We start from the raw sequence: 11768 nt of genomic DNA on the forward strand, positions 1-11768 counted from the left end.
GAATGAAAAGTATGATGAAAAAACTGCCTCCTGTCATTATTATTTTATTTTTAATCGCACAATCTTTTCTCTTCTCATACACTTACGCTGTAACACCTTGGAGCGGCAATACATGGGAAGGAAATACGTGGCAGGGGAACACGTGGGATGGTCATACATGGGATGGTCATACATGGGATGGTCATACATGGGAAGGTAATACCTTTGAGGGAGAAACATTTCAGGGTGACGCATTCTCAGGGAACGGCACTCAGGGAACCCCTAATAGTATTGAGGGGATACAATTTCAAGGCGCGCCATGGTCCATTCAGCCATGGGTGGGGATCATTCTGGCGCCGCCGGGTTCATTTAATGGAAATCCAGTTATCGTTCCGGGTATGACACCGGGTGGTCCAATGGATGGAATAGCAGGTATATCACCAGGTGGACCGATCAACGGAGCGCCATCTATTACACCAGGAGCCCCGATCGAAGGTGGACCCGGTCAATCACCAATCGGACCATTTAATCCAAATACAGGTCAATATGGGCCTCTTAATCCTTTAGCACCCGGTGTGCCAAATGGAAGCATGGCAGGTGGGTACGGACAGTCACCAGGAGCACCTTACATAAACCAGAATGGTTATGGTGCAGGCTATCAGGGGCCGATTCTGGAAGAGATGGGACTTGCGGGATATCCAATTACCAGCACGGCTGACAGTGAAGAATCATCATTTGACCCTTATGCAGGTATTAAATTTGCAGTACATGATATGGGAAGAGCACAGATTAATTTAATCGATAATGCCAATAAACTTGGCGATAGTTTTACATTCTCCGATACGTTAGACCTTAGAAAAACGGCATTAGTAGGTGGTCTGAAGTTAGGTATACAAAATAAACAGGTTACCGACTTAATCGATACAGCGGATACAGGTTATTCAATGTATACTGATGGAAAGAAAGCCTATAATGCAATAAGTGCAGGTAGAACAGCCGCAGGTACAATACAAGGTGGCACCCAGACTATTTTACAAGGCGCTGGTGCTGCAAGTTCTACTACTCTTAGTGTCAGCCGCCTTGGTGGTGTTGCTGCAGGTGTAGGAGTAGTATTTGGTACTTATGAAACTGTTACAAAAAGTATAGATTTCTTTAAGATGGATTCAAGCACTCCAACCAATGAACGAGTTGCTCAAGGAGCGGATGCAGTAGCATCATTAGGTGAAACTTTATTAAATGGTGGTATGGTGGCTGCTGCTCTTCCAATACCGGGTGCTCAGGCTGCTGCGCCATTTCTTGTCCTAGGTGGAGCTGCGATTTGGGGAGTTGCAAAAACAACAAAGCTTGTTGCGGAAAATTGGGATAGTATTAAGAAATTTGGTAAATCAGTTGGTGATGGAGTTAAGAAAGCTTACAGTTCAGTTAAAGATTCTGTTGGAGATGGTTTAAGTACAGTTGCAGGCTGGTTTGGAAAGTAAAATGCGATTGATCCTCCGATAAGATGAAAAACTAAACTGATATATCAAATGACTGGAGGAAAATCATGCTATCTAATGAAATACAGATTGTTAAAAATAAATCAAAAAAGTATAAGAAATTTCTTGAAAAAATAGAAGTGAACCCTAATCCGGTTAATGTTAACGGGAAGCATTACTATGAGGTAGTTTACACTAGTGGAAAAGGCGAGGTTAAAGGAACAGCAGTTTTATCTCCTTATCAGGAAATAGAGTCTGAAGCGAGAGAAGCTCAGCCGCTTTTATCAAAATATAATGGGCTTATACTGAGTATTCATGCAGCGGGCAGCGAAAGAGCAAAGGCGCCTGATTTGTACTTTGAACAGCCGATTAAACTAATAGAAGAGCATAGTCTTTCACAGCTTGAAGCAGGTAAAGTGAAAATTCAGGAAATGAGTCAGTTGCTAGAGCAGCACAAAACCTATTTTAATAACATAATACAGACATTCAGAGAAGCAGTTGTTATTTCTCAGAAGGATATAGATCATGCTATTCGTAGTGCAGTGATGATAGATCTTATTCATGTGAAATTACTCGAGATTATGACTAAAGATTTATCTGTAATTGAAGATTGGGTCAATGAAATGAAAAATGTGGGGCTGTGGAGACAGCTTCCTTCAAATGTTCATCAATTTTATGAAGAAATGCTTAAAGGAAAAGAAAAGAATGTAGCTCTTCTCGCAACTAAACGCAGACCATCAGCTGAACGGTGGGAAGATCAGGTAGAAGAGATCTATCAGCAAAGCTCAAAAGATATAGAGCAGGAAATTCGTGGATATAGAAAAACATTGCGTTATCCTGCACCATTTTAAAAAATGAGAAGCACTCGAAGGTTTTATGCGAGTGCTTTTTCTCAAAAGTCCACTTAATTAGATAAAAAGTTGAGTTGGCAAAACTGAATTTATATAAAAGGCGATCGCTGCTGACTAAAGCCCTGACATTAGGAGGGATATTATTGTTTGCAATTGAGCAAAAAGCCAAAAAGTATAAAAAGCTATTTGAAAAAATCCATTACCAGCCAAACTCTATTGAAATAAATGGTGTGACTTATTTTGAAGTCCTGTATATGAAAAAAGATGAGATTGCTGGAATGGCGGTATTTCCAGCAGACGATTATGAAGATATTCAGGATGCCGTCCGTGCGCACGCTCTGCTGGCTGTATACAACAGTATGATTGGGGCGATATATGAAACAGCGCATGATCGGTCTCAAATCCCTAACAGCGTTTTTGAAGAGCCGATTGAACTGCTTCAAAGTAAAGAGGAGCTGACACCGGTTCTGCAAAAAGGGCTGGAGCGTATAAAAGAATTGTTTGATTGGCAAAAGCGTTTCGTCTCCATTTATAAAGAAAGCGGAGAATTTTATAGAGATCCAAGAAATGTTACACATGAAGCAATTGATTATATACATGATCAATCCAGTGAGCTGACGCTGAGTCAAATCTATATTATGAATATCGTGGCGGACGATGATCAGGTTCTTATGAAGTGGCAGGATGAGTTGAAGGGAATTGGCCTGTGGAAAAAGTTATCTCAGCATACCAGGGATTTTTATTCTTTTATTAACATCGAACAAGAGAGAGAAATAACAAAAGCCGCTCGTGATGATTTTCCGGTTTTGCCTGAGGGTGATTTGTCAGAGCAATTGGCATTTGTGAAAGAGGATTTGGCAAACCATCATCAAAGGTGGATTAGAGATTTTCGGGAGAAATTAAGATGGCCGCAAGTCTAACAGACCGTATTTTTTATAAAAGTAAGGTCAGGAGAGATCAACGATGATCGAACTGGAATGGGAAAAAGCTAAAAAAACTGCAAAAAAATATAAAAAACTGTTTGAAGATATGATTGTTCATCCTAATGCTGTAATTCTTAACGATGTTTATTATTTTGAGACAGCTTATTTAAAGAAACGCAGTGATAAAACAGAAGGGAAAGCAATCGTTGCTGGATCGGGGGGGTAATCATCGGGATGCGTTAGCAGCTTGTGAGATTATTACTCTTTATCATGATTTTATTAGTCGTATTTATTCAACTACTAACGACAGATCAAGGGTATCTCCGATGTTTTTCACAGAAGCACTAGATATATCGGACGGTGACAAGTTTCCCGTTTTAAAAAGTGGAGAGAACGAGATTAGAAAACTACAGAGTTTTCATGAAAAATTAAAATCTGAGTATAGTGATTTTCAAGAGTATACTAAAAACCCCAGAATCGTAACGAAAGAGTCGGTAAATTATTTAACAGAGAAAGCAAGTATCTTGGCAGTGTGTCAAATCAATATGATGAGAATGATGGCAGACTTTGATAGCAACTTAGCATTGTGGAATGAAGAAATGAAGGCACAGGGTTTGTGGGATCAGCTATCTCTAGAAACAAAACGGTTTTACAGCAGTGCCCAAATTAAAAATGAACAAAATTGGATCCGTCAGCAATACAAAGAGCAACCATCATTACCAGATGGAAGCTTTGAAGACCAAAAAGATTTTCTAAAACAGTTTTTTTATGAAAAGCAAGCGAGCTGGTTAGTAGAGTCGAAAAGGCTGTTGAGGTCACCTAAGATATAAATAAAATTAAAAAGGCGGGAGATCATTTTTCTTTAATTGAATACATCGTTTAAAGGGTGCCCGTAGATTTAGGCTCAACCGAACAAAGAGTCAGTGATAGGGAGGCTGAGGTAGGTGCTGCCTATTCAAAAAGAAGAAATTAAAATTGTTGAGCACAAAGCAAAAAAACATAAAAAGTTTTTAGAGAAAATCGAGGTAAACCGTAACCCGGTTGAGATTAATAACAAACATTATTATCAGGTAGTTTACACTAACCGTCAGGGTGAAACAAAGGGCGGTGCAATTATATCGCCTAAAGAAGAAGTGGAATCTGAGGTCCATGATATCCATTTTACACTCTCTGTTTATAACGCTCTCATTCTATCTTTTTATGATGGGGGGATTGAACGGGCGAATGTACCTGACAAATATTTTACGCTGCCATTAAGGATGATGGAGGAATCACCTTCTACGGAACTCGAAGAAGGAAAAGAGAAAATAGCCCGCCTACACGAACTTCATCGTGAACATAAGCGAGTGTTTCAGGAAACATTAGAAAGGATCCGTTCTACTTTTGTCGTGACGGCATCTGACCTTCAATATGTGATGGAGACTGCAGCGGCCCTGGACTTAGTTCACTTTGAAATGCTGCAGATTATGACAAGAGATATCCCTGTTATTAAGGAATGGGTTGAGCGAATGAAATTGAGCGGCCTATGGAAACAACTCGACCGGGAAACGCAGCGATTTTATGAATACATGGTTAAAGACGTTCATGTAACTGAGAAAAATCTTTCAACTAAGCCGCCTTTAGTGGGTAAGACGGAAGAAGAAGTTATGGCCAACAAACTTAAAGTGAGCTGGGAACATAATGAAAAAATGGAGAAGAACTATCGTAAGCGCCTGCGCTGGCCGAAACCGTGGTAATAGGAAGGTTGAGATCAATGCTGCCTATTCAAAAAGAAGAAATATTAATTGTAGAGAAAAAAGCAAAGAAACATAAGAAGTTCCTTGAAAAAATTGAGGTAAATCGTAATCCTGTCGCAATTAATGGCAAGCACTACTATCAGGTAGTGTATATCAATCGTGGGGAAGAGGTAAAAGGTGGTGCCATTTTATCACCTAAAGAAGAGGTGGAAGCTGAGATTCGTGAAATTCATTATACACTGACAATGTATAATGCCTTGATTGTATCTTTCTATACCGGCGGGGCGCCACGCGCAAAAGTATCGGATTCATTTTTTGCCCGACCGCTCAGAGTGATGGAGGAATCACCCTCTCCTTTACTAGAAGAAGGAAAGCAGAAAATTGAGCGTCTATATGAGCTGCATCTTGAACACAAAAGAGTGTATGAAGAAACCTTAGCAAAAATCCGCTCCACTTTTGTTGTGTCAGAAGACGATTTGCATGCATTGATGGAAACAGCAGCAGAGCTTGATCAGGTCTATTTTGAAATCCTTCTGATCATGACCCGGGATATTCCTGTGATTGAGAACTGGATAGAGCAAATGAAGAAAAACGGAGGCTGGAAACAGCTTGATCGCGAAACACAGAAGTTTTATGAGTACATGGTCAAAGATAAGCATAAGACGGAAAAGCACCTGGCGACAAAAACAGGTTTAGTTGGTGATACAAAGGAAGAGATGATAGCCAATAAGCTGAAGGCGAGCTGGAAGCATAATGATGAGATGGAGAGAGGTTACCGGAAGCAGCTGCGCTGGCCGAAACCGTGGTAAGTATGAATGAAAGCACCAGGTTCGAAGCCGGGTGCTTTCTTTACTTTAGTGATATCAAAAACAACATCATTACTGTCCCATCCCACCACCGCTCTCACTTTCACTACTGCCGTTGCCACCACCGCTGCTGCCGCTGTCACCTTCGCCGCCACCGCCTTCACCGTCAGACTGCTGCTGTGCTCCTTCTTCACCCATTTCCTTCGCCGCATCAAGCAGCAAATCCTGCATTTCTTTCTTCACAAGCGGGCTTTCCATCATCTCAAGCATCAGCTTTTTCGTTTCTTCTTTATAGGCCTGGCTGTTCAGGACAGACATCGTCTGCTCGTGCATCGCAGGGTCCTGCATAATGGTCAGAATCATACTCTGATATTCAGGGTCCTTCATCAGATCTTTTAATAGCTGTTCATGCTCGGTTTTCATACTCTTCGCAAGGGTTTCTGCAAACTCAGGGTCAGCGAACGTTTTTTTCCAGAAGTCCTGACCTTCTTTAGATAAAAGAGTCGTCTGAATAGACTCTTTAACAATCGGCTGATCAATCACAAGCTCTTTTTTGATTTCTTCATCTGCGAGCAGCTCTTTGACTGCTTTCTTCCCGTCATCGGTTTTTAACAGGTCTGTGACCATCTGCTTCGTTTCCTCATAGCCGGTCTTTTCTTCGGCGCATCCTGTCAAAAGCAGAATCAATACTGAACTCACTAATAACTCCTTCTTCATTTTGACACCTCCCGTACAGGCATTTTTCATAGCTTTTGCGTAAAAGGCTGAAATATACACGTTCACATAGCAGTCATGGATTTTTCACATGACGACTGGTACAATCGAATGAGAATGTGTATTTACAGATGTGGAGGATATAGACGTGACCATACGAAATTGGATCCGTTTCTTTATGATGACACTGCTTGTCGGCGGCGTCACCACAGGAATCGTAGGAATTACAGTCCGCTGGAGTGAATTAACAACTCAGTTCGCGGGTGAAGATAGTATAGAGATTTTATCAGTCATCGTATGGATGATTGGTGTCGGAATGACATTCAGCGTATTAAGTCAGATGGGGTACTTTGCCTACCTGACCATTCACCAGTTCGGACTCAGCATTTTCCGCTCATTAAAATTATGGAACTGGGTGCAGATGGTGCTGGTCGCATTTGTACTGTTTGACTTAGTATATTTCCGGTTTGAGGCATTTGCGGATGAAGGTGACTCGCTGGTACCGTACTTTTCACTTGCAGCATTTTTACTCGTAGTCGGGATCATTGTTTCACTTATAAAAGCGAAGCAGGCGAAAAACAAGATGATTTTCCCGTCAACGCTATTCTTTATGGTCGTTGTCACAACACTTGAATGGCTGCCGGTACTGAGAAGTAATGAAAACTATTGGCTGATCACAATCATGTTCACACTGATTGCAACCAATGCCTATCAAATGCTTGCTCTGCCTAAATATAATGAGCGGTCCAAAAAAGACCGAGAAGCACGACTGGCACGTAAAGCCGCACGTGAACAAGAAGCAAAAGCGAAGTAAAAGCATGCCTTTGGGCGTGCTTTTTTATTTTGGGAAGGGAGGGAGTCTGGCTTCGAGTGTGCGAATACTTTTAAAGGTGGTGGAATAATGTGCGGAGGTGATAGATATAATCCAAGAGATGATCCAATTAATCCGCCGCCCTGCAGCCATCTCCACACAAATTCGTCACGACGTATCCCGCTATCTTGATCACTCACGATCATCAATTTTAGAATGAAGTTTATTCCTTCAAATGATTTTTTGGGGTAATATCTTTCCATATAAAAAGAGCGAGGCTGAATGCCCCGCTCCATATCTGGATGTTATTCTTTTGTATCAGCTGCAAATTTTCTGTAGGCAAATGCCGATCCACCTGCAATGACGAATAATAATGCCAGCAGATATTCAATAGGGAAATCGTTATCGGCAGCGCCGCCCATACCTGTATTTGGCATTTGCTCAGGCATATTATTAGCGAATTGATCCGGGAACTGATCAACAATGGCACCTGATAGTCCTGTTGCAGGGTTCAGCATATGCTCATACGCTTCACGGATATCCATGAATGAACCTTCATAGTCACCGGCTGCATAACTGTCGAATGCACCAACAAGCTGATCAACGTGCATTTGTAACCCTTCTGCTAATTGATCTGCATTTAATCGCTCTTCAGTAGCCGTTTCAAGGAAGCTTGAGAAATCAGCACGGTAACCATCAAGACTTGCCAACGCTTCTTCTTTAGCCGCTTCATCCTCCTCAGCGGTTGCGGTTACATAGTCAACGAAGAATCCAATGTGATTACTCCACATTTCATTAAACATCTGACCGCCTTCTTCACCATATACAGAAGTAATCGCTGCTGTTAGATCTTCAGTATTTGCATTCAGTTGTGCAACGGATGCTTCAAAATCCTCAGATCCATCAATACCGTTTTGCATAGCCATCGTTGCCAGTGCAGCGTGTTCGGTCAGCAGGTGGCTCAGTGCTGCGCGAAGATCTGCGGCAGGTGTCACAGCCATTGTGTTATCGAATTTATCCGGGAATTGATCTGTAATCGCACCAGATAATCCTTTAGCTACCATATGCATATGACCGATCGCTTCACGCTCATACATATATGCCTGATCAAAATCACCGGCAACGTAACTGTCAAAAGCACCAATTAACTGATTAACATGTGCCTGTAATCCTTCAGCGAGATTATCTGCCTGTAAGCGTTCGCCTGTTGCACCTTCAAGGAAGCTTGAGAAATCAGCCCGGTAACCATCAAGGCTTGCCAGTGCGTCATCTTTCGCTGCCTGGTCACCTTCACCAGTTGCAACAACATAATCTACAAAGAAACCAATGTGACTATTCCACATTTCATTAAACTGAGCGCCGGCTTCTTCACCATAGACAGATGAAATTGCTCCAGTCAGATCTTCAGTGTTTGCATTCAGTGCATTAACTGCTGCATCAAAATCCTCTGTACCATCTGCACCACGACGCATCGCTTCAATCGCTAGGAAGGCGTGTTCACTTAAATAATGACCAAGTGTCGTTCTGAGGTCAGATGCAGGTGTTTCAACAGAAGAGGCTTCACCACCATGTTTGCCGTGATCCTCTGCTAGGGCACTTCCTGCCGGGGCAAGTAACAATAGACTAAGTGGGACTGCTAGGTGACTTCTTTTTAAATTCATGATTCAATCTCTCCTTTTGTTTTGTAAGTTGTATTCAAATAGCTAACGGAGAGAGATCAAATTTGGATCACTTTTTTAAAAAGTTTTTTTGAATTTGTATAATCACGCTGTCTGAAGCTTTGATATAAAAGCATTTCCGGCAGACAATTTTTTTGTATTTTTTACATTTAGTCTGCCATTGTCTGCTGATTGTATGTGTTGAATCGGAAGGAAGTGCTGCTCGTAATAAGAATCCGCAATGATCTATTTTCCACGTGTGTAAAAAGGAAAAGGAAGCACCAGGGAACGTTATCCTGGTGCTTCCTTCTATATAAAACTTAAATCTCTGAAGCAAGAATAATTTCACCCTCCGGAAGCTCACTGTTCGCATCCGGCTCGAGGGAAACTGCAACCGTATCCCAGTCACGTTCCGCATATTCCTCATTTAATGTGAAAATCACTGAACCTCTTCCTTCATCATCAATCACGAACGTCCCTGCGCGCTCAGGCTGTCCATCCTGTAATAACCAAACCTGATACACTTCATCCTCAGATAGGGCAGCAAGATTTGAAGCCTGTACAACCAGTCTCTGTTCTTCACCCTGTTCAATAATACTTGCTGTACCAATCGCATCTCCGGCTGTCGGTGCAAGTTCCGCATACTGAAGCACCTGATCAATCGTTGCCTGCTCCACAATGTCTGCTTCATCAGACAATTGAGTAAATAAGTAAGCATTTCCGAACAGGGAAATCGCCAGAAGTGCAGCGATTGATGGTAACGTCCACGTCCGCTTTTTCTTAGAAGGGCGGAGGGGAACTGGTTTTGCCGGCTCAGTATGATCGGCAGATGCGATCTTTGCAAAAATCCGCTCTTCCATTCCTGCCGGTGGCTCAACCGGCTCAGCTGCATAGGGAAGCGTATCTTCGAGTGACTTGAGGTCTGCAAGAAGTTCCTGGCAGTCTGCACACTCAGACAGATGCTTTTCAAAAGCTGCTTTTTCAATCTCATCTAAATGCTGGTTATAATAATCCAGCACTCGGTCACATTGCTGAGTCATCCTCATGTCCTCCTTTCCCTTTGAGGCAAGCTTTCAGATGCTTAAGCGCAAGCCGGATTCTTCCTTTAATCGTCCCGAGCGGCGTATCAGTTTCCTTAGAGATCGCCGCTTGGGTATATCCGTTAAAATAAAACAGCTGAACAATCTGCTGCTGTTCGTCTTTCAATGCACTCATACATTCCTGAATGGCTGAACCCTGTTCTTTCCATTCTAAAATATCCGCCGGTGTTTCTTCCGAGACTCTTAAAGTATCCTTCTCAATGTACTCAACCGTTTCATGGCGGTTCCGCTTACGAAGGGCATCCAGGCAGGTGTTTCTGGTCATCGTTAGCAGCCAGGAGGAAAACTTCCCCTTAGAATGATCATAAGGTGCGTGTTTCTTCCATAGCTTCAGGAAAACCTCCTGAATCGCTTCTTCAGCCACTTCCTGGTCCTGTGTCATCTTATATGAAAAAGAATAAATCAGTTTCTCGTATTTCTGATAAAGCTGGCGCAAAGCCTGAGAATCCTGCTCGTGCACAACCTTTTGATACAAATCAATATCCGTTAATTGCTGTGACATAGCATACTCCTTTAATATGACGTTTGTTCATTAATCGTACTAAACAACCGTCATGAAAACAATTCTCTGCACAGCTAACGAAAAAGAATCCATTTTGGATCACTTTTTAGTTTTAAAAATTTTTAAAGAGGGTAAAGAGAAAAATTATCATTCCAATAACTTAATTTTACTATCAGAAGATGCCAGCAGCTCAAGGACCGACACATATCTCACTTCCTTAGTATCTGATAACGCACGATACCACTTATCCCAGCTCTCCTGCATTTTCTCCTGATTATTGATCAGATCAAGTGCGACAACAGCACCTTCAACAGAAGTACCCTGTTCATTCAATGTGTCTTCATCTATTAAAAAGTCCACCACCAGAAGATCCTGCGCTCTCAGCCTTTTAACAACAGTGGGAGTGAGCAGGTCACCTTTGGTCCGGTAATAAGCAGGGGAGAGCTCCTGTTCATTAAAAAAAGAAACTAAATTTGAAATATGTTCATCTATCTTAGCATCCGTCATCTTTTCATACCTTCCCGGATGAAGATCATAAATGCCAACGTCAAACCCCGAAAGAATCAGCTCATCTATCACATCAGCATGCCGATCAACCCATGCCGGATCCAAAAAGAACGCAGCTTTATTGATCCCCTTCGATTTTAATTCACGAATCAGCCAGCTGACAGACTCATCACCAATCGTTACGTTAAAAGTAAGCGCAGTTCCCTGATCACCTTTATAAATAATGCCTGGCGATGGCCAAACACCGTTCACTTCCATCACACGTGTGACCCCAGGCGCAAGAGTAAGAACAAAAACCATCAGCATGACCAGCAGGATAGAATAAAAACGAACCGTTAAACTCCTCATCTCGCACACCTCCAAAAAAATCCTTGTAAAAGTGTATGAAAGCACAGAGAAAAATAGAAGTTTAATCATTAAAATCCGGTCATTTAAATTATTTTTTAAAAAAGCATTGACCAAATTTCAAAACGATGATAAATTAATAAGCGTCGCTTTTGAAGCACCAAGCTAAAACACAGCAAAAACTTTTTGAAAAAGTGTTTGACATAATATTTTGAAAGATGTTATGATAGATTGGTCGCTTGAGAGAGCAACACCGCCCTCCTTCTTATAAAGAAGTGAAGCGAAAAGAAACATTTGAACCTTGAAAACTAAACAACCAAACGTCAACGTTTAAGATTTTAAGTCTTTTTCGAATAAAAAA

At 41.7% G+C, this 11768-nt stretch carries 13 protein-coding genes; 8 read left to right on the plus strand and 5 right to left on the minus strand.

What is annotated here, in order from left to right; genetic code table 11:
- Positions 1-2: 2 nt before the first annotated feature.
- From ACH6CZ_RS15065 to ACH6CZ_RS15095, 7 genes are all read left to right on the plus strand, one after another.
- Positions 3-1457, plus strand: a complete 1455-nt coding sequence (locus tag ACH6CZ_RS15065) for a hypothetical protein (protein ID WP_374098264.1) — start codon at positions 3-5, stop codon at positions 1455-1457.
- Between the two features lie 65 nt (positions 1458-1522).
- Positions 1523-2305: a hypothetical protein gene (locus ACH6CZ_RS15070; RefSeq protein WP_374098265.1), complete on the plus strand. Its 783-nt coding sequence runs from the start codon at positions 1523-1525 to the stop codon at positions 2303-2305.
- A gap of 143 nt (positions 2306-2448) precedes the next feature.
- Positions 2449-3225, plus strand: coding sequence for a hypothetical protein (locus ACH6CZ_RS15075; RefSeq protein WP_374098266.1), 777 nt, complete (start codon positions 2449-2451; stop codon positions 3223-3225).
- Positions 3226-3268: 43 nt separating this feature from the next.
- Positions 3269-3454, plus strand: a complete 186-nt coding sequence (locus ACH6CZ_RS15080) for a hypothetical protein (protein ID WP_374098267.1) — start codon at positions 3269-3271, stop codon at positions 3452-3454.
- Positions 3435-4058, plus strand: a complete 624-nt coding sequence (locus tag ACH6CZ_RS15085) for a hypothetical protein (protein WP_374098268.1) — start codon at positions 3435-3437, stop codon at positions 4056-4058. Before ACH6CZ_RS15080 ends, ACH6CZ_RS15085 begins: the two co-directional genes overlap by 20 nt.
- Before the next feature lie 114 nt (positions 4059-4172).
- On the plus strand, positions 4173-4964 hold the full coding sequence (locus ACH6CZ_RS15090; protein ID WP_374098269.1) for a hypothetical protein: 792 nt from the start codon (positions 4173-4175) through the stop codon (positions 4962-4964).
- Positions 4965-4981: 17 nt separating this feature from the next.
- Positions 4982-5773 (plus strand): hypothetical protein, encoded by a 792-nt coding sequence (locus ACH6CZ_RS15095; RefSeq protein ID WP_374098270.1) that lies wholly within the window; start codon positions 4982-4984, stop codon positions 5771-5773.
- A 69-nt stretch (positions 5774-5842) separates the two neighbouring features.
- Here ACH6CZ_RS15095 and gerD read toward each other — a convergent pair whose 3' ends face one another.
- Positions 5843-6487 (minus strand): spore germination lipoprotein GerD, encoded by a 645-nt coding sequence (gene gerD / locus ACH6CZ_RS15100; RefSeq protein ID WP_374098271.1) that lies wholly within the window; start codon positions 6485-6487, stop codon positions 5843-5845.
- 145 nt (positions 6488-6632) lie between these two features.
- On the opposite strand from gerD, the gene ACH6CZ_RS15105 reads away from it, so the two are divergent.
- A complete protein-coding gene (locus ACH6CZ_RS15105; protein WP_374098272.1) occupies positions 6633-7298 on the plus strand; it encodes a KinB-signaling pathway activation protein in 666 nt (221 codons plus the stop codon).
- A 302-nt stretch (positions 7299-7600) separates the two neighbouring features.
- Here the strand turns inward: ACH6CZ_RS15105 and ACH6CZ_RS15110 are convergent, their stop codons facing one another.
- The 4 genes from ACH6CZ_RS15110 to ACH6CZ_RS15125 all read right to left on the minus strand — a co-directional run bounded on the left by ACH6CZ_RS15110 (position 7601) and on the right by ACH6CZ_RS15125 (position 11410).
- The gene (locus ACH6CZ_RS15110) at positions 7601-8956 is read right to left on the minus strand and encodes a copper amine oxidase (RefSeq protein ID WP_374098273.1); all 1356 of its coding nucleotides are present in this window, start codon (positions 8954-8956) and stop codon (positions 7601-7603) included.
- Between the two features lie 317 nt (positions 8957-9273).
- On the minus strand, positions 9274-9993 hold the full coding sequence (locus tag ACH6CZ_RS15115) for an anti-sigma factor (protein WP_374098274.1): 720 nt from the start codon (positions 9991-9993) through the stop codon (positions 9274-9276).
- Positions 9977-10555: an RNA polymerase sigma factor gene (locus tag ACH6CZ_RS15120; protein ID WP_374098275.1), complete on the minus strand. Its 579-nt coding sequence runs from the start codon at positions 10553-10555 to the stop codon at positions 9977-9979. The genes ACH6CZ_RS15115 and ACH6CZ_RS15120 overlap by 17 nt, the downstream gene beginning before the upstream one ends.
- 147 nt (positions 10556-10702) lie before the next feature.
- The gene (locus ACH6CZ_RS15125) at positions 10703-11410 is read right to left on the minus strand and encodes a polysaccharide deacetylase family protein (protein ID WP_374098276.1); all 708 of its coding nucleotides are present in this window, start codon (positions 11408-11410) and stop codon (positions 10703-10705) included.
- Positions 11411-11768: the final 358 nt, after the last annotated feature.

Source organism: Jeotgalibacillus sp. JSM ZJ347 (assembly GCF_044383825.1).
Lineage (GTDB): Bacteria > Bacillota > Bacilli > Bacillales > Jeotgalibacillaceae > Jeotgalibacillus.